Origin of the sequence: Marinobacter sp. DS40M6 (assembly GCF_028581595.1) — a bacterium.
Taxonomy (GTDB): Bacteria; Pseudomonadota; Gammaproteobacteria; order Pseudomonadales; family Oleiphilaceae; genus Marinobacter; species Marinobacter salarius.
On the sequence record NZ_JAFCAE010000003.1, the window covers coordinates 168,267 to 189,749 of the forward strand.

Annotated in this window: 21 protein-coding genes and 1 tRNA gene; 17 read left to right on the forward strand and 5 right to left on the reverse strand. The window is 58.0% G+C overall.

Annotated elements, in window-relative coordinates:
* Positions 1-40 precede the first annotated feature (40 nt).
* The 4 genes from JJO78_RS08435 (at position 41) to JJO78_RS08450 (ending at position 3,821) form a co-directional block, all read left to right on the forward strand.
* Positions 41-910, forward strand: a complete 870-nt coding sequence (locus JJO78_RS08435) for a putative selenate ABC transporter substrate-binding protein (protein ID WP_052479427.1) — start codon at positions 41-43, stop codon at positions 908-910.
* Entirely contained in the window at positions 910-1,560 is a 651-nt protein-coding gene (locus JJO78_RS08440) for a phosphonate ABC transporter ATP-binding protein (protein WP_036207303.1), read from the forward strand. The genes JJO78_RS08435 and JJO78_RS08440 overlap by 1 nt, the downstream gene beginning before the upstream one ends.
* Before the next feature lie 25 nt (positions 1,561-1,585).
* A complete protein-coding gene (locus JJO78_RS08445; protein WP_075194873.1) occupies positions 1,586-3,052 on the forward strand; it encodes a PhnE/PtxC family ABC transporter permease in 1,467 nt (488 codons plus the stop codon).
* A gap of 163 nt (positions 3,053-3,215) precedes the next feature.
* Positions 3,216-3,821: a hypothetical protein gene (locus JJO78_RS08450; RefSeq protein ID WP_273623327.1), complete on the forward strand. Its 606-nt coding sequence runs from the start codon at positions 3,216-3,218 to the stop codon at positions 3,819-3,821.
* A gap of 19 nt (positions 3,822-3,840) precedes the next feature.
* Here the strand turns inward: JJO78_RS08450 and JJO78_RS08455 are convergent, their stop codons facing one another.
* Entirely contained in the window at positions 3,841-4,158 is a 318-nt protein-coding gene (locus JJO78_RS08455; RefSeq protein WP_126812657.1) for a hypothetical protein, read from the reverse strand.
* A gap of 70 nt (positions 4,159-4,228) precedes the next feature.
* Positions 4,229-4,711: a hypothetical protein gene (locus JJO78_RS08460; protein ID WP_143743788.1), complete on the reverse strand. Its 483-nt coding sequence runs from the start codon at positions 4,709-4,711 to the stop codon at positions 4,229-4,231.
* A 122-nt stretch (positions 4,712-4,833) separates the two neighbouring features.
* On the opposite strand from JJO78_RS08460, the gene JJO78_RS08465 reads away from it, so the two are divergent.
* The 3 genes from JJO78_RS08465 to JJO78_RS08475 are packed head-to-tail and all read left to right on the forward strand — an operon-like array spanning position 4,834 to position 7,016.
* Positions 4,834-5,754 carry an ABC transporter ATP-binding protein gene (locus JJO78_RS08465; protein ID WP_041333389.1) on the forward strand — a complete coding sequence of 307 codons (921 nt, stop codon included), beginning with the start codon at positions 4,834-4,836 and terminating at the stop codon, positions 5,752-5,754.
* Positions 5,755-5,781: 27 nt separating this feature from the next.
* Positions 5,782-6,543 (forward strand): ABC transporter permease, encoded by a 762-nt coding sequence (locus JJO78_RS08470; protein WP_036207335.1) that lies wholly within the window; start codon positions 5,782-5,784, stop codon positions 6,541-6,543.
* Complete coding sequence (locus JJO78_RS08475) at positions 6,540-7,016, forward strand: DUF192 domain-containing protein (protein ID WP_036207337.1); 477 nt, start codon at positions 6,540-6,542, stop codon at positions 7,014-7,016. Before JJO78_RS08470 ends, JJO78_RS08475 begins: the two co-directional genes overlap by 4 nt.
* 5 nt (positions 7,017-7,021) lie before the next feature.
* Here JJO78_RS08475 and JJO78_RS08480 read toward each other — a convergent pair whose 3' ends face one another.
* The gene (locus tag JJO78_RS08480) at positions 7,022-7,813 is read right to left on the reverse strand and encodes an enoyl-CoA hydratase (protein WP_273623333.1); all 792 of its coding nucleotides are present in this window, start codon (positions 7,811-7,813) and stop codon (positions 7,022-7,024) included.
* A 40-nt stretch (positions 7,814-7,853) separates the two neighbouring features.
* Between JJO78_RS08480 and JJO78_RS08485 the strand changes: the two genes are divergently transcribed.
* From JJO78_RS08485 to JJO78_RS08510, 6 genes are all read left to right on the forward strand, one after another.
* Positions 7,854-9,320, forward strand: coding sequence for a patatin-like phospholipase family protein (locus tag JJO78_RS08485; protein ID WP_136633355.1), 1,467 nt, complete (start codon positions 7,854-7,856; stop codon positions 9,318-9,320).
* A 4-nt stretch (positions 9,321-9,324) separates the two neighbouring features.
* Positions 9,325-10,197: a DMT family transporter gene (locus tag JJO78_RS08490; RefSeq protein ID WP_085680615.1), complete on the forward strand. Its 873-nt coding sequence runs from the start codon at positions 9,325-9,327 to the stop codon at positions 10,195-10,197.
* A 129-nt stretch (positions 10,198-10,326) separates the two neighbouring features.
* Positions 10,327-12,513, forward strand: coding sequence for an OsmC domain/YcaO domain-containing protein (locus JJO78_RS08495; RefSeq protein WP_136633356.1), 2,187 nt, complete (start codon positions 10,327-10,329; stop codon positions 12,511-12,513).
* Positions 12,514-12,829: 316 nt separating this feature from the next.
* Positions 12,830-13,696, forward strand: coding sequence for an MBL fold metallo-hydrolase (locus JJO78_RS08500; RefSeq protein WP_085680613.1), 867 nt, complete (start codon positions 12,830-12,832; stop codon positions 13,694-13,696).
* 180 nt (positions 13,697-13,876) lie between these two features.
* On the forward strand, positions 13,877-14,329 hold the full coding sequence (locus JJO78_RS08505; RefSeq protein ID WP_198324937.1) for a YeeE/YedE family protein: 453 nt from the start codon (positions 13,877-13,879) through the stop codon (positions 14,327-14,329).
* Positions 14,326-14,736: a DUF6691 family protein gene (locus JJO78_RS08510; protein ID WP_126812642.1), complete on the forward strand. Its 411-nt coding sequence runs from the start codon at positions 14,326-14,328 to the stop codon at positions 14,734-14,736. The genes JJO78_RS08505 and JJO78_RS08510 overlap by 4 nt, the downstream gene beginning before the upstream one ends.
* A 41-nt stretch (positions 14,737-14,777) precedes the next feature.
* Here the strand turns inward: JJO78_RS08510 and JJO78_RS08515 are convergent.
* Positions 14,778-14,864: transfer RNA gene (locus JJO78_RS08515), tRNA-Leu, on the reverse strand.
* 89 nt (positions 14,865-14,953) lie between these two features.
* Positions 14,954-15,586: a class I SAM-dependent methyltransferase gene (locus JJO78_RS08520; RefSeq protein ID WP_273623337.1), complete on the reverse strand. Its 633-nt coding sequence runs from the start codon at positions 15,584-15,586 to the stop codon at positions 14,954-14,956.
* A 181-nt stretch (positions 15,587-15,767) separates the two neighbouring features.
* Between JJO78_RS08520 and JJO78_RS08525 the strand changes: the two genes are divergently transcribed.
* From JJO78_RS08525 to cydC, 4 genes are read left to right on the forward strand one after another with little or no spacing between them, the layout of a single operon-like run.
* Positions 15,768-17,198, forward strand: a complete 1,431-nt coding sequence (locus JJO78_RS08525; RefSeq protein WP_273623338.1) for a cytochrome ubiquinol oxidase subunit I — start codon at positions 15,768-15,770, stop codon at positions 17,196-17,198.
* Positions 17,199-17,200: 2 nt separating this feature from the next.
* Positions 17,201-18,202: a cytochrome d ubiquinol oxidase subunit II gene (gene cydB / locus JJO78_RS08530; RefSeq protein WP_273623339.1), complete on the forward strand. Its 1,002-nt coding sequence runs from the start codon at positions 17,201-17,203 to the stop codon at positions 18,200-18,202.
* Entirely contained in the window at positions 18,203-19,873 is a 1,671-nt protein-coding gene (gene cydD / locus JJO78_RS08535) for a thiol reductant ABC exporter subunit CydD (protein ID WP_273623341.1), read from the forward strand.
* A complete protein-coding gene (gene cydC, locus JJO78_RS08540) occupies positions 19,866-21,479 on the forward strand; it encodes a thiol reductant ABC exporter subunit CydC (protein WP_273623342.1) in 1,614 nt (537 codons plus the stop codon). Before cydD ends, cydC begins: the two co-directional genes overlap by 8 nt.
* The last annotated feature ends 4 nt before the right edge of the window (positions 21,480-21,483 follow it).

Here is a 21,483-nt window from a genome sequence, read left to right on the forward strand (position 1 = left end):
TGACCCCGCTAAATTCAGCTCCAGACACAAGGAAATTCAAATGGCTTTGAAATTGATACGGAAATTCGCTGTCGCCAGCTTACTGACCTTGCTCTCTTCAGCAACCGTTTCAGCCCAGACACTCGTCTTCACCGCCATTCCCGATGAAGACGAAACCAAACTGGTGGAACGCTTCACGGGTATCGCCGACTACCTGGCAGGAGAGTTGGACGTAGATGTTCGCTATATCCCTGTCAAATCCTACGCCGCCGCGGTTTCAGCCTTCCGCAACAACCAGGTCCAGCTAGCCTGGTTCGGCGGGCTTTCCGGCGTGCAGGCCCGCGAATTGGTTCCCGGCTCTGAAGCGATTGCCCAGGGCGTGGAAGACAAAGCGTTCTACACTCATTTCATTGCCCACAAAAGTACCGGACTTGACGAGATGGAAACCCTGTCCGACGAACTCCAGGGGAAGACCTTTACCTTCGGTTCCAAGGGGTCAACCTCCGGTCGCCTGATTCCGGAGTACTATATTCGCGAATCCTTTGAGGACAGCCCCGACAACGTCTTCAGCCGTGTAGGCTTCAGTGGCAATCACACCCGCACCCTTCGTCTCGTAGAGGCGGGCACCTACGATGTTGGCGCGATCAACTTCTCAGTGTGGGACAAGGAAATGGAAAACGGCAACATTGATACCGACGCGGTGAAGGTCATCTGGACAACGCCGTCGTACCCGAACTATCAGTGGAGTGTTCGCGGCGACGTCAACGAACAGTTCGGTGAAGGTTTCCAGAAACGGCTTCAGGAAGCCCTGCTTGCGATGGACGACCCTGAATTGCTTGAAAGCTTTCCCCGTAGTGGTTTCATCCCAGTCTCCAATGACGCTTACGAGCCGATCCGGGTAGTTGGAAAGCAGATCGGAATCATCGATTAATGTCGGGATTCGATCTATCCGGCCTGACGGCGTCTTTTGGTGGAGAGCGGGTGATTGGCCCGCTCTCCCTCAGTGTCAGGGAAGGAGAGCGCGTTGGCCTGGTGGGCCGCAGCGGCGCCGGAAAATCCACTCTGATCCGGCTTGTCTATGAGCAGGTGGAGCGCCTGGCAGCATTGGTACCCCAGGACCTGGGACTGGTCAACGCGTTACCGGTATTCCACAACGTGTACATGGGCCGCCTCGATGCCCACGGCAACTGGTACAACATGGTTACCCTGGTTCGGCCTTTCACCCGGGACAGCCGTGACGTCAAAAGCCTATTGTCGGAATTGGGGATGACCGAGAAAGCCTGGATGCCCACCGCATCGCTGTCCGGCGGACAGCGCCAGCGCGTGGCCATCGCCCGTGCCCTTTACCGGCAGTCAGGACTTTTGTTGGCGGACGAGCCTGTCTCTGCCCTGGATGGGCCGCTTGCCCACCAGGTTATGACGTTATTGAGAGAGCGCTTCAAGACCAGCGTTATCGCACTCCATGATGTCGAGCTCGCACTGGAATACTGCACCCGTATCGTGGGTATCCAGGACGGGCAGATCGCGCTGGACGAGTCGAGCGAAAAGCTCACACCGGCCGACATTGCGCCACTCTACTGACTCAACCGGCCCAGATTCCACTCCTATGCTGTCTTCGCCAACCGTCAAAACCAGCCTGATCTTTATCGCCATCGCCCTGGTAGGCCTGGTGTTTGCCGATATCGCTATCACGGCAGCCAATCCCTGGAAAGATCTTGGCCGGTTCTTCCTGGGCGTGATAACACCGGATTTTTTCAGTACCGAAGGGCTGGCAACCGCCCTGCTTCGGACGGTTGCCTTTGCCTTCGTTGGCGTCGCTCTCGGCAGTATCAGCGGCTTTCTTCTGGCGCTTGTTTATCGCTGGATGCCGGTTCGGATTCTGTGCGCGTTTGTGCGGGCGATACATGAGCTGTTCTGGGCGCTTATTTTCCTGCAATTTTTCGGCTTCCATCCGCTGACAGGCGTTCTAGCCATCGCTATCCCCTACGCCGGTATCTTCGCCAAGGTCTATTCGGAGATCCTGGAAGAAGCCGACCCGGAACCCGGTCGCCTGTTACCGCCCCGTACGGGCGTTGTTTCGGCCTTCCTGTACACCAAAATACCGGATTGCTGGGTGCAGCTGCGAACCTACACCGCGTACCGGCTGGAATGCGGCTTGCGCTCCAGTGCCATCCTTGGCTTTGTTGGCTTGCCAACCCTCGGCTTCTACCTGGAATCGGCCTTTTCTCAAGGCCACTATTCCGACGCCGGCGCCATGCTGATCCTTTTCTACGTGCTGATAGCCACCATGCCGCTCTGGGTAAAGCCGAAGCTGTTGCCCGTTTATATCGTTGGCGCACCGTTTTTTCTTGGCGAAGGTCTCCCGATTGTCTGGAGTAACGTCGGCCGGTTTTTCACCCAGGACATCGTGCCGTCACCACTGCGCGGAGAAGAAGGCTGGGCCGGCATGGGCGCGTGGCTGGGGGACATGTTTGTCAATCAGGCCATGCCGGGCATCTGGAACACGGTAATCCTCACCCAGGTGGCCCTGGTTGCAACCGGGATCATTGCACTACTGGCCTTCCCGTTGATATCGACTCACTTCGGCGGGCCTGTTCGCCGTACCTCGGGGCATGTCTTCCTGGTGATCATGCGTTCCACGCCGGAGTACATCCTGGCGTATATCCTTTTGCAGCTATGGGGCCCGTCCATGCTGCCCGCCGTTGTTGCGCTGGCATTGCATAACGGGGGCATCATCGGCCATCTGATTGGCCGGCAATCCAGCACCATCCGGTTACGCCCGGATGCGCCGACTGGTCTTAATCGGTATACCTACGAACTGGTGCCCAGGGTCTATCGTTCATTCCTGGCGTTCCTGTTCTACCGCTGGGAAATCATCATGCGGGAGACTGCGATCCTCGGCATACTGGGCATCTACACCCTGGGTTTCTACGTCGACAGCGCCATCCAGAACATCCAGTTTGATCGCGCGATGGTGCTGATCCTGATCACTGCATCCCTGAACATTGGTGTCGATATATTAGGCCGCTTTATCCGCAGGAAACTCGCCTTGCAGACCATGCCTACCTGCTAGCTGCCTACCGCGTCACAGTTCCATGGATTCCTGCCGCTTTTGGCCCGGCTTCCCTTCGTGCTCAGAATACATTTGGTTACACTTCAGATAACGGATGTAACAATCTCCACCAGAACACCGCTCATCCAGGATTTGAACAGGGTTTGAGCAAGAGGGAACACCTATGATTAGCAGCTTTATTATGCTGTTCGAAGTCGGGCTGATCGCGCTGCTGCTTTTACTGGTCTTTCGAATGCTTACGCTGGTCCGGAACGATCCGTTCGTGCCGGCGTCCGTGGTGACAATGGTGGCTGGACACCAACATTCGGCCCAGCCTCCACTACCAGAGGCTCAACAGAAACGCTCCGTTGCCGCTCCGCAACCAACCCGCTCAGCTCCCTCAGACACCTGTGGATTGATCACCCAGATGCATATCCTGCTGAGTCTCCAGGAACGGGATTGCCGGGAACATGGGCTGGTTCTGGAAACCGCGCCCCATGCGGTTCGGGAATACGCCGTCGTCTGGTTGTATGGCGCTGCCTGCGCCCTGTGTGAAAAACCGCAACGGCATTCAGATGCGCTACTTGATCTGGTCAGCAAGCTGGCCAGCCGAAAAATCGGCATACGGCAACCCGAAGCCGTCCAGGCGCTATCAACGATGACCGGCAGTTCGACCTTGTTGGCCTTTTTCAGAGGTGGTGTAAGCGGTGCAGAGCACTGGAACGGGCATCGCTATGTTCCGCAGGAACACAGCCTCTACTCAACGGTTACGTCGAACGCCTTTATCTGACGTTTACAGGAGGACCCGCTTAACCGCGGGCTTTGGGGCGGGTAGCAGACTCTTCCAGCGTCCAGTCAACGCCGAGGTTCACGGTGTCTGTGGTATCCGGGTTATCGGCCGGGCTGCCAGCCACCTCTGGCCGGGAAAAGCACCCGTCGTCCAGACGCTCCATCGACTCCACATCCACGGAACGTACTACGTAGCTTATGCCATTGCTGATGACCCTGGTGCGATGGCTGAGCCCAAAGATGAAACGGCAATAATCCAGTTTGAGCTGAAGCAGATCCTGTTCCGCTTTCTGGATCTTTCTTAGCAGAACTTTCTGTACGCTATCACCGTAATCCATATACTCTTCCCTGGGCGATGTGTGGTGGTCTGCTGATTTTACACAATCCTGACACACTGTCATCCCATCGTCAGACGCGGCCCCTGGCAACAAACGTCAGTTTTACGGGCATCACGAAGGCGTGATCCATCCCGGCCTGAAGGTCGATCCGCCAGGTCATGCTAGGGTCGGTGGTGCAGAAAGGTGCGGTAAACCGCGCTTCCCAGAGCTGGCCCTCACCATCGGGCGACATCCCCGCCTTGGTCATGGGAACCGGATACTCCCCCAGGTACATGGACTCGCCCCGCAGCACAGCCAGCATCCGGGGCTGATTCCCGTTGGTCTTTACCGTTAAATGGTATTCCGTGCCCTGGGCCTGAACACCGCTTTTTTGCAACCGCGCATGCCAGCTCTTGCCCTTTTGTGCCCAGTGGCACGTAGTATTGAGGAGATCGCACTCAACCGCGCCCTGATCGGCCTCGGCGACATCTTCAGACATCAACCAACGCGGGCCAAAAATGCCCAGCGCAACGACGCCAGCAATGGCAAGCACAGCAACAAGCGCTTTCAACACATCCACTCCTCCACGGTTAAGCGGGCATTATGGGGATAATCGCTAACAAGGCAAAGCTTTCTAAATCATCACCGGTCATGAGAAAATACCGCGCTTTGATTCACCACCAACAGGACAAGCCAGTGCAACCGGACATCTCCGTCAAGCACCTCAACAAAGTCTATGCGGATGGTTTCAGGGCCCTCAACGACATCAACCTCGACATCGAACGGGGAGAGATCTTCGCCCTGCTCGGCCCGAACGGCGCCGGCAAGACCACACTGATCAGCATTATCTGTGGCATTGTGAACCTCTCCGATGGCGAAGTGAACGCCGCCGGCTACGACATCGTGAAGGATTATCGCAAAGCCCGGGAGAGCATCGGCCTGGTTCCCCAGGAGCTCAACACCGACGCCTTCGAGACCGTTTGGGACGCTGTCTCCTTCAGCCGGGGCCTGTTCGGCAAGGCGCCTGCACCGGACCATATTGAGAAAGTCCTGAAAGATCTGTCGCTGTGGGACAAACGCAATAATCGCATCATGTCCCTGTCTGGCGGCATGAAGCGTCGCGTGATGATCGCCAAGGCGTTGTCCCACGAACCCCGCATCCTCTTCCTTGATGAGCCCACCGCCGGTGTAGACGTGGAGCTGCGCCGGGACATGTGGGAAATGGTGCGCAAGCTGCGGGAAAATGGCGTCACCATCATCCTCACCACCCACTACATCGAAGAAGCCGAGGAGATGGCCGACCGCATCGGCGTTATCCGCCAAGGTGAGATCATCCTGGTTGAAGACAAGTCCCGGCTGATGAGCAAACTGGGCAAGAAAGAGCTTCGCCTGCACCTGCAGAACCCGCTGGAGAAAATCCCCGGTGAACTCACGCTGGAACCGGTGGACCTTTCCGATGATGGCTACGAGCTGATCTACACCTTCGACTCACAACAGGAGCAGGCTGGCGTAGCGCGCCTGCTGCGAACCCTGGGCGACCTGGGCATCGAATACCGGGATCTTCAGACCAGGGAAAGCTCCCTGGAAGAGATTTTTGTTGGCCTGGTGCATGAATAAAACCAACCGGTATGCGGGAGTAACGCAATGAACCTTTACGGTGTCCGAGCAATCTACAACTTTGAAATGGCCCGCATGCGCCGCACCCTGATGCAGAGTGTCGCCTCGCCGGTAATCTCCACCTCTCTGTACTTCGTGGTGTTTGGCTCCGCCATTGGCAGCCGCATGGGCGACATCGACAACATCAGCTACGGTGCCTACATCATTCCGGGCCTGGTAATGCTGTCGCTGCTGATGCAAAGCATTTCCAATGCCTCGTTTGGTATCTACATGCCGAAGTTCTCCGGCACGATTTACGAGCTCCTGTCGGCACCGGTCTCCTATCTGGAGGTCGTTCTCGGCTACGTCGGTGCCGCCGCCACCAAGTCGGTCATACTTGGCGTCATCATATTGCTTACCGCCAAACTGTTTGTGGACTACGACGTGCTGCACCCCTTCTGGATGTTCGCCTTCCTGGTGCTTACCTCCATCACCTTCAGCCTGTTCGGTTTCATCATCGGCATCTGGGCGGACGGGTTTGAAAAACTGCAGATTGTTCCGCTGATGATCGTGACACCACTGGTGTTTCTCGGGGGCACGTTCTACTCCATCGAAATGCTGCCGGAGATCTGGCAGACCATCAGCCTCTTCAACCCTGTGGTGTACCTGATCAGCGGCTTCCGCTGGGCGTTCTACGGCGTGTCTGACGTGCATGTGGGCATCAGTGTGGGTATGACACTGCTGTTCCTGACGGCGTGCATGGTCGCGGTGTGGTGGATCTTCAAGACCGGCTACCGGCTGCGTTCGTGAGAGCCCTGCTGGTTTGCCTGGCGCTGCTGTTCTCCGGTTGCCTGGCAGCACTCCCGGACAATGACGACCTGCCGGTGGAGAAGGCATGCCTGATCTCCGCCGGGCAGGCGGTGCCCATTACCGTTGAAGTGGCACGCACGCCGGCCGAACGCAGCCGCGGGCTGATGGACAGGGAGAGACTGGCCCCAAACGCCGGCATGCTGTTCGTCTATAACAACCAGCGCCGTGCCGACCACGGCTTCTGGATGTACCGAACGCTGATTCCACTGGATATTGCCTATCTGGACCGTGACGGCACCATCGGTGCCATTCGCCCTATGGTGCCCTGCCCATCGGACCAGGGCCGGGACTGTCCAACCTATGAGGCCGGCGTCCCGTTTTATCGGGCCCTGGAAATGAACCTGGGCTATTTCGAAAGCCAGGGGATTGGCGTGGGAGATCGGCTCTCCCTGAATGCATCAGACTGCCGTTAGCCGCCCTACTCGTCTTTCCATTCCGGTTTGCGCTTGTCCAGAAACGCACAGATGCCTTCGTGGGCATCTGCAGCCTGCAGGTTCTTTGCCATCACTTCCGACGTAAAGTCGTAGGCCTCGGCCAGCCCCATCTCCAGTTGTTGATAGAACGCCTCCTTGCCAATCTTCAGGGTATGGCCGGATTTGCCGGCAATGGTCGCGGCCAGGCGGTAGACGGTTTCGTCAAGAACCTGCTCATCCACCACACGGTTCACCAGACCGATCTGCTCAGCCTTCAGTGCACCGACCATCTCGCCGGTCAACAGCATTTCCATGGCCTGCTTGCGGGATACGTTGCGGGACAACGCCACCATGGGCGTGGAGCAAAACAGGCCAATGTTCACGCCCGGCGTGGCAAAACGCGCGGTATCCGCTGCCACCGCCAGATCGCAACTGGCCACCAGCTGGCAACCGGCAGCGGTCGCCACGCCAGCCACACGGGCAATCACCGGTTTTGGCAGGTTCACAATCTGCTGCATCACCTTGCTGCACTGGCTGAACAGTTTCAGCTGGAACTCATGGCTGTCGAGCTGGTCGCGGATTTCCCGCAGGTCGTGCCCGGCGCAGAACACCTGCCCTGCAGCCGCGATGACCACCACCCGCGTGTCCACGTCATCCGCAACAGATTCCAGTTCGGCGGAAAGCGCTTCCAGCATGGCCATGGACAGGCTGTTTCGGCGCTCCGGCTGGTTCAGCGTCAGTGTGGTGATTCCGTTTTCGGAGTATTTCTTTACCAACACCTCGGTTTGCTCGGTCATCATGCCCCCTACTTCGTTTTCCTGATGTATCCTTTATCCCATGAGAGATACAAAGAAACAACGCCGGGAACTGGAAAAGCAACTCACCGAAGCCTCCTCCTACAAGCACTGGCTCGCCACCGCCACAAACCTGGATGAACTGGAGGGAACACTGGCGTGGCGGGAAGAGGATGGCTGCGAACTGCTCCACGAAGCCCTGATTCGCGACCACATCACGGCCATGAAACGCTGCCGCGACAAAGGCGATACCCGAGCGCTGACGCGGGTACTGCAGGAAAGCCTTTATCGCCACCTGGGTGAGATTGGCAACCCTGACCTCTACGCCATCGCCTGGAGCGGTACCAAAGTTCTGGTCAGTGAGTTCCTTGATGAAGTGGAACGTTCCATGAACTTCCTCTGCGACAACCCCATGCCGGGCGTATCCGACCAGCAAAAGCTGCGCCTGTTCCGGGATGCCGAGCGAGTGTATGGCCGCCCGGCGCTTATGTTGAGTGGTGGCGCCGCCTTCGGTATCTATCATATTGGTGTCACCCGCGCACTTTGGCAGGAAGGCCTGCTTCCCGACGTGATTGCCGGCTCCAGCATGGGGGCGATTGTCGCCGGCGCCATCTGTACCCGCAACAATCGCGAGCTCGAACGCTTTTTCAACGAACCCGGGGAGATCCACCTGGATGCCTTTCGCTGGCTCGAACCCAAACGCATCTGGCGAAAGCATCATGCCATGGACCAGTTCCAGCTGCTCCACCACATTCGCACCAACATCGGCCGTACCAGCTTTCAGGAAGCGGCTGAACGAAGTGGCCGCACCCTGAATATCTCCGTATCGCCGACCCGCACTCGCCAGAAACCCCGCCTGCTGAACAATCTGGCTTCACCGGAGGTGCTGGTGGATTCCGCCATCCTGGCATCCTGTGCTGTGCCTGGCATCTATCCGCCGGTAACGCTCCAGGCCAGGGACAAGGATAGGGGTGACAACGGGGGCAAGCCCTATATGCCCACGGAGCGCTGGATCGACGGCAGCGTTCATGGCGACCTCCCGCTGATGCGCATGGCGCGGCTGCACAACGTTAATCGCACCATTGTCAGCCAGGCGAATCCCCACGTGTTGCCCTTTATCAGCCATCACCACCAGCGCGGCCCGGGCGCCTCTGCCAAACAGGCTGCCGCATCGCTGATGCACGCCCAGGTAGCGACAACGCTTCAGCTCACCCGCAACAACTGGTCATCAACGGTACTGCGGCCTTTACTGGAGCAGGCTCATGCCATGGCCACGCAGACCTATTTGGGGGACATCAACATACAGTTCCCGTTCAAACCGCTGCTGTATCGCAAGATATTGTCCAACCCCAACAAGGAAGACCTGGAAATGTTCATCCGGCTTGGAGAACAGGCTACCTGGCCGAGAATGGCCATGATTCGAGATCAGACACGCATCAGCCGTACCTTCAGCGACTGCATCACCCGGCTTGAGAAAGCCTGCGCCGCCAACGACAACGCAGCGGAGTAGCGGCTTGCAGACGACGCGACTCAAAGGCCTGACCATTGCCGCACTGGGTGTGCTGTTCATCGTGCCGGACGCCCTGCTGGTGAAAATCACCTCCGTGGAGCCGGTGGTGTTTCTGTTCTGGCGCGGGCTGCTGCTGGCGCTCAGCTTTCTGGTGATCAGCTCCGTCCGCTATCGCGCCCGCCTGGGGGCTGAGATCCGTCGATGCGGCTGGAAAGGGGTGTTCTGCGCGGTCGCCTTCGGGTTGAGCCAGCTGGGTTTTGTGATGGGCATGAAGAACACCGCCGCTGGCAACGTACTGGTCATCCTCAACACCTCACCGGTCATTGCCGCACTCATCGCCTGGCTGGTCTGGAAAGAAGCCCTGCCGTGGCGAACCTGGGTGGTCATCCTCGTCTGCGTGGCGGGCGCCACCCTGATGGCCCTGGGCGAATGGGGCCGTGGTGACCCGTTAGGGCTGATCATGGCGGGCGTTGCGGCGACCGCTCTGGCGCTGAATCTCAACGTGGCACGCTCAAAGCCGGACAGCGATATGAGCCTTGTACTGATGTTCGGCGCGCTGCTCGTTGCCGGCGTCGCAGCCCTGGCGGGCGGCGCAGTGATGCTCTCACCCAGGGATGCCGTATTCATCGCCCTGCTCTGCCTGTTCTTCCTGCCGGCGGCCTGCGTGCTCATCCAGATTGGCCCGCGTTACATTCCGGCCGCAGAAGTCAGCCTGATGCTGTTACTGGAAACCATACTGGGCTCTTTCCTGGTGTGGCTGTTCCTCGGCGAGGTTCCCACCACCCTGAGCCTGATCGGCGGCGCCATTGTCTTCTCCGCACTGATGATCCATGGCTGGATCGAGGTACAACGGTATCGGCAAACCCGTTCGGCCTGACGCATCCGTTGATGTACGGACATTCCCCGCCGATTTGTAAGCCACCCAAGACGCAGGGCGGCAAAAACTGGATAATGGCCCTCCGGCTTTCGAAAGCCCGCTCAATTCTGCAAACCCGGTACGCTGTTCATGGAAATCAAAGTTAATTTTCTCGAAAACCTCAGGCTTGAGGCCAAGTTTGACGATTTCACCGTGGTTACGGACCAGCCCATTCGCTACAAAGGCGACGGCTCGGCGCCCAGCCCGTTCGATTATTTCCTGGCGTCATCGGCGCTCTGTGCGGCGTACTTTGTGCGGGTTTACTGCAAGGCGCGGGACATTCCCACCGAAAACATCCGTCTGTCGCAGAACAACATCGTCGACCCGGAAAACCGCTACAACCAGATTTTCAGAATCGAGGTGGAACTGCCGGAAAACATTTCCGACAAGGACCGCCAGGGCATCCTGCGCTCGATTGACCGCTGCACCGTGAAAAAAGTGGTACAGACCGGCCCCGAGTTCCAGATTGAAACCGTCGAAAACCTCGACGAAGACGCCCAGGCCCTGCTGATGGCCCCGGAAGGTGACACCAGCACCTACATCGAGGGCAAGGACCTCCCGCTGGAACAGACCATCGCCAACATGAGCGGCATACTGGCGGACTTGGGCATGAAGATCGAAATCGCCTCCTGGCGCAACATCGTGCCCCACGTGTGGTCGCTGCACATTCGCGATGCCGCCTCCCCGATGTGCTTCACCAACGGCAAGGGTGCTACCAAGGAAAGCGCTCTATGCTCGGCATTGGGTGAATTCATCGAACGCCTGAGCTGCAATTTCTTCTACAACGACCAGTTCTTCGGCGAAGACATCGCCAACAGCGATTTCGTCCACTACCCCAACGAAAAATGGTTCAAGCCAGGGCCGGACGACGAGCTGCCCGACGGCATCCTAGATGACCACTGTCTGGCCATCTACAACCCGGAAGACGAACTCTGCGGGTCCAACCTGATAGACACCAATTCTGGCAAGACCGAACGGGGCATCGTGTCGTTACCGTTCGCACGCCAGTCCGACGGCGAAACGGTGTATTTCCCCTCCAACCTGATCGAGAACCTGTTCCTCAGCAACGGCATGAGCGCGGGCAACACCCTGCCAGAAGCCCAGGTACAGTGCCTGTCTGAAATCTTCGAGCGCGCCGTCAAGAAGCAGATCATTGAAGAGGAAATGGCGCTGCCGGACGTGCCGCAGAGTGTGCTGGATAAATACCCGCACATTGTTGAGGGCATCAATGCTCTGGAAGCACAGGGCTTCCCGATCCTGGTGAAAGATGCCTCCCTGGGCGGCCAATTCCCGGTTATGTGCGTGACACTGATGAACCCGCGAAACGGCGGTGTGTTTGCCTCTTTCGGCGCGCATCCGAGTTTCGAGGTGGCGCTGGAACGCAGCCTGACCGAACTGCTGCAGGGCCGCAGCTTTGAAAACCTCAACGACGTACCGGCGCCCACCTTTAGCACCCAGGCGGTGACGGAACCCAACAACTTTGTCGAGCACTTTATCGATTCCACGGGCGTCGTTTCCTGGCGGTTCTTCAACGCCAAATCCGACCTGGAATTCTGCGAGTGGAACTTCTCCGGCACCAACGAAGAAGAAGCCCGCACCCTGTTCGGCATTCTGGAAGACCTTGGCAAAGAAGTGTACGTGGCCACCCATGAAGACCTGGGCGCGCCGGTATGCCGCATCCTGGTGCCCGGCTATTCCGAGGTCTACCCGGTGGAAGATCTGGTGTGGGACAACACCAACATGGCGCTGGACTACCGCGAGGATATCCTCAACCTCCACGCCCTCAGCAATGATCAACTGGCCGACCTGGCCGAGCGCCTGGAAGCCAGCCAGCTCGACAACTACATGACCATCATCAGCCTGATTGGCATCGAGTTCGACGAGAACACAATTTGGGGCCAACTCACCATTCTGGAACTGAAACTGCTGATCTGCCTGGCCCTGCAATGGCACGAAGAAGCCCAGGAATTTGTCGACATGTTCCTGCAGTTCAACGACAACACCGTGGAGCGCAACCTGTTCTACCGTGCCGTTAACACCGTTCTGGAAATCACCCTGAGTGACGAACTGGAACTGCCCGACTACCTGCCCAATCTGCAGCGCATGTTCGGCGAAGACACCATGGCCGCCGTGGTTGGCTCAGTCAGCGGCGAAGTACGCTTCCATGGCCTGACACCCACAAGCATGCAGCTGGAAGGTCTGGAGAAGCATCAGCGGTTGGTTGATAGCTATAAGAAGTTGCATGCTGCCCGCGCCGTGAAGGCCGGTTTGAGATAAGCCGAATAATATTCACAGGCTTGAACCCCCGAAGGCATGGAAGCCTTCGGGCAATGGCTCACCCCAGAAAAGTAATCCTGCAGCCTCAGTGGATCAGCTACAGGTCGCCGTGAACTCTCCCCACAAACCGCCCCTGCATTCGTGAAATTACTTGAAGTGACCTTTCATCGCTGAAGACAACCAAGATGAAGCTGGCTTTATTGTTCTTACAAATCATTGACCGACACCCGCTAATTCATTATTGATATATTGTTATAACTTTTTGTGAGTTACGATATCGGCATGACTTCTCACCAGAAAATCAGGAGGCATTCCGATGCGTCGACCGATGGTTACTGCCTTTTTTGAGGAGGCGAGCAAAACGTTCAGTTACGTTGTGAGGGATCCGGAAAGCACAGCCTGCGCCATCATCGATTCAGTCAAGGACTTCGACTATGCCGCAGGACATACAAGTGTGCACTCGGCCAACGCTATCGCAGATTTCGTCCAGCACGAAGAACTAACAGTAGAGTGGATTCTGGAAACCCACGTTCACGCCGATCACTTGTCCGCCGCACCATACCTCAACGAAAAATTCGGGGGCCGCATCGGCATTGGCACGAACATCAAAAAGGTGCAGCACATTTTCGGGAAGGTATTCAACGCCGGTACTGAATTTGCTCGCGACGGCAGTCAGTTCGACCAGTTGTTCGAGGATGGCGATACCTTTGCTATCGGCAGCCTTGAAGCAAGGGTACTGCACACCCCCGGACACACCCCGGCATGTCTAACCTATGTAATCGGCGATGCCGCCTTCGTTGGCGATACGTTGTTCATGCCGGATTACGGTACCGCACGGTGTGACTTCCCGGGAGGTAATGCACGTGCCCTTTATCGCTCGATTCAGAGAGTCTTGGCTCTGCCGCCGAAGACACGCCTGTTTCTGTGTCACGACTACAAGGCACCAGACCGCGAATACTATCAGCACGAAACCACAGTTGCAGAACAGGCCGCTAACAACATCCACGTCCATGAAGGGATAAGTGAGGATGAGTTTGTAAAGATGCGCACCGAACGTGACGCCACACTCGCAATGCCGCGTCTGCTCCTTCCGTCAATCCAGGTGAACATGAATGCTGGCCAGATGCTCTTCACCGAGAATGAAGATCAAGCCTATCTAAAGATACCCATTAATCGCTTCTGAACCACTCGTCAGGAGATTTTATGAACATCAGAGTACCCAAGTGTTCTAACTGCCCACGTAATGAAGCTGCTTAAACGTTGCTCCCCATAACGCATTGGCTACCCCACTAAGGGCGCGACGTTTTCAACAGTGATGTACTGGCTTCTAAGAAGTCCTTAAAGGAGACAAAATGTGAACACGATGGCAAATCTCTCCGGATTGGCTGGCGGTGTATTAATCGGTCTGTCGGCCGTTTTGCTGATGGCAACCATCGGGCGCATCGCCGGGATAAGCGGTATTGTTTCTGGCTTATTGTTGGAGCGTCCTACTGGTGATTCCGCCTGGCGATTGGCCTTTTTGCTCGGCCTGGTCAGCGGGCCGCTCGCCCTGGTAATCCTGAAACTTGATCTGGGCAATGTCGCGGCCGAGCCCGACGCGATAATTGGTGCGCCTGCGGGTGATGTAGGGTTGATGCTCCTGGCGGGGCTACTGGTCGGAATTGGCACAGGAATCGGTGGTGGCTGCACCAGTGGCCACGGTGTCTGCGGCTTGGCGCGCTTGTCCCACCGGTCACTGATCGCAACCCTGACCTTTCTTCTGGTCGCCATGGCCACGGTTTACTTGGTTCGTCACCAGATAGGAGGTGGTGTATGAAAGTACTCATAGGCTACCTTGCCGGACTACTGTTCGGTCTTGGTTTGGCGATTGGAGGCATGACCGACCCCGCTCGGGTACTGAATTTTCTCGATGTTTCCGGCGCCTGGGATCCAACCTTACTATTCGTCCTGGGCGGTGCGGTGGTTACCACCTTTATTGGTTATCAGCTGGCTTTTAAACGATCGAATCCGTTATTCACGGAGAAATTTCAATTGCCCACACGCCGTGATCTGGACGGGCGACTGATGGGCGGTGCAGCGCTGTTCGGTATCGGCTGGGGATTATCAGGATATTGTCCGGGGCCAGCCTTCGCCTCCATGGCGGGTTTAACCACTCCCCTGGCTGCCATGCTGGTGGCGATGGTGGCCGGCTGGTGGCTCGCAAGGCGCTTTTCCACCCAATAAACAGATCGGCATAAAGCCAATTCGGCTTCTTGCTTTTGAATTGGTGCCCGGAGCCGGAATCGAACCGGCACGACCTAACGGTCGAGAGATTTTAAGTCTCTTGTGTCTACCTATTCCACCATCCGGGCATTCGGAGGGGGTTGTGAGGAGCTTTTGAGGGGCAGGATTGTATAAGGCCGCGCCCGGTAACGCAATTGGGATTGCGGTGGGGGTGTTTTTAGCTAGGTTGCTGAGGCTTCCGCGCCCTGCCCTTGTAGATATAGCCAGCGAATTTCGGGGCCTTGGGCACGTATAGGTTTTCCAGTTCGGTGATCTCAAACCCCGCTTCCCGGATCAGTTCCGCAATCGGTCGGTTAAGGTGGCAGCCTCCGGCGATTTTCTTCCAGCCTGGGGTGATGCGGTGTTGCCATTTGCACACGCCCTCGTCCGGCGATTCTCCGTGTTCCAGGAATAGCAATTCGCCGTCGGGCTTGAGTACCCGCTTCATTTGATCCAGCGCGGCTCGCCAATCGGGGATGGTGCATAGGGTGAACGTAAGCAGTACCGTGTCGACGCTGTTGTCTGGTAGCGGAATTTGCTCGCCCGGTAGGTCCAGCCATTCCACGGCAACGCTGGATTTGGCCAGGTTGGCCTGTGCCTTTCGCCGCATGCCTTCGGACGGCTCCAGGCCGTAGACGAGGCTAACGGTATCCGGGTTGTAGAACTCCAGATTAATGCCCGAGCCCATACCCACTTCCAGCACAGTGCCGTTTGCCTTCGGCACCACTTGGCTGCGCAGCTTCATTACCTGCCCTACTGAGCAGGAGTAATCGATTAGGTGTGGCAGTACTCGCTCGTCGTAGAAACCCATGGAGCCTTCCTATACTTGTTTTAAATCAAGGGGTGCGACATTCTGTCCCTTGGTTTTCCCTGTGCTACGGGTAGCATGGCTACTATCTGCCGGTAAAACAACACTACAATCCAGCCAAGGCAGCGGCCAAGCGGGCGCCAAGCTCGTTTATTCTGTTCACTGTAGTGTCCGGAGGTTCCGCATGGAACTTGATCCCGTCCTTCTGTCGCGAATCCAGTTTGCGTTCGTGGTGTCCTTCCACGCTATCTTTCCGGTGTTTACCATCGGGCTTGCGTCCTACATTGCAGTGCTCGAGGGCCAGGCATTTAAAACCAACAACCCTTCCTGGGCAAAACTCTCTGCCTTTTGGACCAAGGTGTTCGCGGTGGTGTTTGGCATGGGCGTGGTGTCGGGCATTGTGATGTCCTTCCAGTTCGGCACCAACTGGAGCAACTTTGCCCAAGCGTCCGCCAACTTCCTGGGGCCGATGCTGAGTTATGAAGTGGTTACCGCCTTTTTCCTCGAAGCGGCGTTCCTGGGTGTGCTGCTGTTCGGGCGCGACAAGGTACCTGCCGGGGTTCATCTTTTTGCGGCTGTGATGGTGGCCACGGGCACCTTTATATCATCGTTCTGGATCCTGTCAGCCAATAGCTGGATGCATACCCCCGCCGGTACGGAATTCAGGGATGGGGTGTTCTTTGTCAGCTCCTGGAGCGAGGCGATATTCAATCCATCCTTTCCTTATCGCTTTTCCCACATGGTGGTGGCCTCGTTCCTGACTGGCTCGTTCGTGGTAGCGGGTGTCAGTGCCTGGTATCTGCTTCGCAAACGTGAGGTTGAGGCGAACCGACGCGCGTTGTCCATGAGCCTGTGGCTGATTCTGGTTCTTGCCCCCACCCAGGCGGTTATCGGGGATTTCCATGGCCTGAACACGCTGGAACACCAGCCCATGAAGGTCGCCGCCATGGAAGGCAACTGGGAAACCTCGCGTAATGTGCCGCTGCTGTTGTTCGCGATTCCCGATCAGGAAAACCAGACCAACCGGTACGAGGTAGCCATTCCCAGCCTGGCCAGCCTGATCCTCACCCATGAGTGGGACGGCGAAGTGCCCGGGCTGAACGAAGTCACGGTGGACGAGCAGCCGCCGGTCGCAATCGTGTTCTGGTCATTCCGGGTGATGGTTGGCCTGGGCATGCTGATGATCCTCTTTGGCCTGGCCGGCCTGGTATTGCGGGCCGGTGGCCGATACTGGCAAACCCCCTGGTTCCTGCAAGGGTTGCGTTTTATGAGCCTGACACCCTTTGTGGCGGTACTGGCCGGCTGGTTTGTCACGGAAATTGGCCGCGCGCCCTGGCTGGTGTATGGGCTGATGAACCAGAGCGAGTCGGTTACGCCGTCATTAACCGGCGGTATGGCGCTGTTCTCACTGATTGGCTACATCGTGGTCTATGCTTTGGTGTTCAGTTCCGGTGTCTATTACCTGATGCGGGTGCTGTACGTGGGCATGGAAGACGAAGACGCAGAGGAAGGCCATGAAGCCGAACGGCCGAAACGTCCCTTCTCGGCCACCCATGTGCCGTTTGAGATTGATGATAACGGTCGTCAAAAGCCACTGAACCAGGGAGGCCACTGATTATGGAGCTGTTCGATCTGGCCCTGATCTGGGCGTTTATTATCGGTTTCGGCATTATTATGTATGTGCTGATGGACGGGTTTGACCTGGGCATTGGCATTCTCTTCCCCTTCGCGCCGAAAGAAGAAGACCGGGACACCATGATGAACACGGTGGCACCGGTCTGGGATGGCAACGAAACCTGGCTGGTGCTTGGCGGGGCGGGCCTGTTGGCGGCGTTTCCACTAGTTTACTCCACCATTCTGCCGGCGCTGTACATTGGTGTATTCCTGCTGCTGGCCGGCCTGATCTTTCGCGGGGTGGCGTTTGAGTTCCGCTTCAAGGCCAGAACCTCGCGCTATCTCTGGAACTGGGCCTTCGCCGGTGGCTCCACGGTGGCTTCGTTTGCCCAGGGCGCCGTGGTGGGTGCCTATATCCAGGGCTTTGAGATTACCAACCGGGTCTATACCGGCGGTGCGCTGGATTGGCTGACCCCTTTCACGGTGCTGACCGGTTTCGGTCTGATGGCCGGCTATGCGTTGCTGGGCTCCACCTGGCTGATCATGAAAACCGAGGGCCGCCTGCAGGACTGGGCGTATCGGATCACCATTCCGCTGCTGATCGGTGTGTTGGTCGTGTTCGCGATGATCAGCGTCTGGACGCCGTTTGTGGATGAAGCGGTGAAAAACCGCTGGTTCTCCAATCTGAGCATTATCTGGATATTACCCGTGCTCGCCCTGCTCTGTGCCTTTCAGATCTTCCGGTCAGTTCGGAACCGGTTTGAAGGCATGCCGTTTGTCGCCACGGTGGGGCTGTTCATCTTTACCTACCTGGGCTTGATCGTCAGCCGCTGGCCCTATGTGGTGCCGCCGGAATACACGCTCTGGGACGCCTCCTCCGCGTACGGCTCACAGTTGTTCCTGCTGCTGGGGCTGCTGTTCGTGATTCCCATTGTGCTGGTCTACACCGCCTGGACCTATTGGGTGTTCCGGGGCAAGGTACGGGCTGGCGAGGGATACCACTAGGTGGCTGAACAAGCCGAGTCAAAGCGTTGGCTGGGGGCACTTGCCGCCCACAGCCGGCGGCTGATCCTGGCGACGGTATCGGCTGGCGTTGTGGTGGCCCTTGCCACCATCGCGCAAATGGCGTTCCTGGCGGGCATTGTTCACCAGGGTATTGTCGATGAGATACCGGTGGCCGAACTGTCGCTGCTGTTCACCGGTGCCATTATCGCGATATTGATCCGCGGTGTGGCTCAGGGGTTACAGGCCCGCTACGCAGCCCGCTGCAGCCGTGAGGTGCGTAGCGAGGTTCGCCATAGTATCAACCGGTGCTGGCAGGCCAGCGGGCCGGTTTCGATGAGCCAGACCTCCGCCGGCACCCTGGCGCGGGAATGGCTTGACCACACCGATGCCCTGCATGGATATTTCGCCCGTTTCCTGCCCCAGATGATGCTCGTGGTGGTGGTGCCGCTGATGATCCTGGTGGTGGTATTTTCACTGGACTGGCTCGCGGGGATCTTCCTCCTGCTGTCCGCCCCATTGATACCATTGTTCATGGCACTGGTCGGGATGGGTGCCGAAAAGCTCAACCAGCAGCATTTCCAGACCATCGGTCGTTTGTCCGGCCAGTTTCTGGATAAGGTTCGGGGATTGACCACCCTGCAGTTGTTCGGCCAGACCGCTCCTGCCGCAGAAAGCCTGCGCAAGCGATCTGACGAATACCGCCGCATCACCATGAAAACCCTGAAGATTGCGTTCCTGTCCTCAGCGGTTTTGGAGTTCTTCTCCTCCGTGGCCATTGCCGTCGTGGCCATTTACATCGGCTTCGGGTTGCTGGGGTACATCACCTTTGGACCGTCCAGCGACCTGACACTGTTCTCCGGGTTGTTGATCCTGCTGCTTGCCCCGGAGTTCTTCCAGCCTCTGCGATTGTTGTCCCAGCATTATCATGATCGCGCTGCGGCGATGGGTGCCAGTTCTGAAATCGTCAATCGGTTGCAGGGTGTTGAGAAACCACAACCGCAGGAAGAGCCCCGTCACCAGCCGGAATCTCCCGATATTGTGGCCATTCGTGACGTCGCTCTTGCCTACGATGCCGCCAGACCGGTGTTGGACGGCGTGTCTCTGGTGATCAACAAAGGCGATGTCATCGCCCTCACCGGGCCTTCTGGTGGCGGTAAAACCTCGCTCTTGCATCTGCTGGCCGGTTTTATGCGACCAGACCGGGGGCGTATTTCAGTGTTTGGAGAACGTGCCGGCGACGAGGCCTTTGGCTGGCTGGGTCAGTCCCCCTTCCTGGTGCATGGCACCTGGGCCGACAACCTGCGCCTGACCACGCCGGACGCGACCGACATCGCCATAGAAACCGCCTTGCATCACGTTGGCCTGGAAAGCCTGATAAAGGGTCGGGAACGGGGAATCTACAGCGCCATTACCGAAGACGGCCAGGGGCTCTCTGGCGGGCAGGCACGCCGCTTGAGCCTGGCGCGGGTATTTGTGGCCAGTTACGACCTGATACTGCTGGATGAGCCCACGGCGGGGCTGGACAGTGACAGCGAAATATACGTGCTGGAAGCGCTGCACAAGCTGGCGCTGGCCGGTAAGACCCTGGTTTTCGCCACTCACCACCAGGCACTGCTGACACTGGCCAACCGTACTTTGCTGGTGACGGAAGGAGGCGTTGCAGATGCGTGAGCTTGGCCCCTGGTTGGCATTGATTTTCCGTCGCCCCGGTCGCCTGGTGACCGGCGGCATTCTCATACTGGCCACCCTGCTTGCGGGTATGGGGCTGCTGGCATTGTCGGGCTGGTTTATTACCGCCACGGCGCTCTCCGGCATCCTGCTGGCAACCGGTGTGCAGGCGTCCATCAATCTGTATGTCCCTGGTGGTGGCATTCGCTTCTTTGCCGTGGCGCGAACGGTCGCGCGGTATGCCGAGCGGGTGTACAACCACGATACCGTGCTGCGCCTGCTGACGGATATCCGAGTGGCCCTGTTCGAGCGTTTATCCACCGCCGGCCGGGACCGGAGAACCCGTTTACGCGGCCCGCAATGGCTATCCCGCCTGACCAATGACGTGGATGCCCTGGACACGCTGTACCTGCGCCTGATCGCACCTACGGCACTCGCAGCCTTGGTAACGGCGATACTGCTGATCGCCGCATGGTTGATGTATCGCGGGGAACTGGCCGTCGGCCTTGCTCTGGTGCTGGTACCGGCATTTTTGGTAGCAACGCTGCTGGTTTACCTGCGAACCCGGCATCTGGTCTACCAGCAGACGGCGGCCCGCGAACGGGTAAGAACAGACGTCATCGAGCACATCGAGGGCTTCGGGGAACTCACCGCCGCAGGACGCATTGGCAAACATGCCGCCCTGTGCCTGCGCCAGGCGGGCCAGATCACCCGCAACGAAGCCCGCACTGACACACGCACCGGCTGGAACCTGGGGCTATCCCAGGTCATGGTGAACCTGTCGGTGGTGCTCGCGCTGTGGATGGGGCTAGAGCTGTTCCAGGCGGGGGCCGTGACAGGCCCGATGGTTGTGCTGCTGCCAATCGCCCTCCTCGGTTTACAGGAAATCTATTCGATGCTTCCGGATGCATTCGCGCGCCTGGGGGGCACGCTCGCATCTGCTGCGGCGCTCAACCGGGACTGCGCTCCAGAACCCTCCCAAGGTGCGCACGAACAACAGCCACATGGCAGTGACTGTGCCCTGGAACTCGAGCGTGTGACGATCCGTTTCAGCGACCATGCGCCGGTGCTCAGTCATTTCGATATGGCGGTCGCTAAGGGCGAATGGGTGGGACTCATTGGCCACTCCGGCGCGGGAAAATCCTCACTGGCGGATATCATCGCAGGCCTTGAGACGCCGGCAGTCGGGCGTATTCACGCGTTACCGCTGGCCTATCTGACACAGAAAACCGTACTGTTCGATGACACCCTGAAAGCCAATCTGCTGATCGGCCGCCCAGACGCCACGGATGCCGAGCTCTGGCGGGTTTTGGAGCTGGTGGCGATGGCAGACCGGTTTGTCCACGAACCGGCACAGCTGAACACTTGGCTGGGCTCCATGGGTAGCCAGTTATCTGGCGGTGAAGCCCGGCGTATTGCACTGGCACGGGTGCTATTCAACAAAGCGCCGTTATTGATTCTGGACGAACCGTTCACCGGAGTGGACGCCGAAACCCGGAACAACATTGCGATGGGTATGAGGCAGTGGTTGGCAGGAAAAACGGTGGTGTCACTGGGGCACGCGCCGGAGGCCTTACCCGCCTCCGACCGTACCATCCGGCTGGCCTAGCGGC

Coding starts and splice junctions, on each gene's coding strand:
- JJO78_RS08435 (WP_052479427.1), top strand. CDS start 41: ATGGCTTTGAAATTGATACGGAAATTCGCTGTCGCCAGCTTACTGACC.
- JJO78_RS08440 (WP_036207303.1), top strand. CDS start 910: ATGTCGGGATTCGATCTATCCGGCCTGACGGCGTCTTTTGGTGGAGAG.
- JJO78_RS08445 (WP_075194873.1), top strand. CDS start 1,586: ATGCTGTCTTCGCCAACCGTCAAAACCAGCCTGATCTTTATCGCCATC.
- JJO78_RS08450 (WP_273623327.1), top strand. CDS start 3,216: ATGATTAGCAGCTTTATTATGCTGTTCGAAGTCGGGCTGATCGCGCTG.
- JJO78_RS08455 (WP_126812657.1), bottom strand. CDS start 4,158: ATGGATTACGGTGATAGCGTACAGAAAGTTCTGCTAAGAAAGATCCAG.
- JJO78_RS08470 (WP_036207335.1), top strand. CDS start 5,782: ATGAACCTTTACGGTGTCCGAGCAATCTACAACTTTGAAATGGCCCGC.
- JJO78_RS08480 (WP_273623333.1), bottom strand. CDS start 7,813: ATGACCGAGCAAACCGAGGTGTTGGTAAAGAAATACTCCGAAAACGGA.
- JJO78_RS08485 (WP_136633355.1), top strand. CDS start 7,854: ATGAGAGATACAAAGAAACAACGCCGGGAACTGGAAAAGCAACTCACC.
- JJO78_RS08495 (WP_136633356.1), top strand. CDS start 10,327: ATGGAAATCAAAGTTAATTTTCTCGAAAACCTCAGGCTTGAGGCCAAG.
- JJO78_RS08500 (WP_085680613.1), top strand. CDS start 12,830: ATGCGTCGACCGATGGTTACTGCCTTTTTTGAGGAGGCGAGCAAAACG.
- JJO78_RS08505 (WP_198324937.1), top strand. CDS start 13,877: ATGGCAAATCTCTCCGGATTGGCTGGCGGTGTATTAATCGGTCTGTCG.
- JJO78_RS08510 (WP_126812642.1), top strand. CDS start 14,326: ATGAAAGTACTCATAGGCTACCTTGCCGGACTACTGTTCGGTCTTGGT.
- JJO78_RS08520 (WP_273623337.1), bottom strand. CDS start 15,586: ATGGGTTTCTACGACGAGCGAGTACTGCCACACCTAATCGATTACTCC.
- JJO78_RS08525 (WP_273623338.1), top strand. CDS start 15,768: ATGGAACTTGATCCCGTCCTTCTGTCGCGAATCCAGTTTGCGTTCGTG.
- cydB (WP_273623339.1), top strand. CDS start 17,201: ATGGAGCTGTTCGATCTGGCCCTGATCTGGGCGTTTATTATCGGTTTC.
- cydC (WP_273623342.1), top strand. CDS start 19,866: ATGCGTGAGCTTGGCCCCTGGTTGGCATTGATTTTCCGTCGCCCCGGT.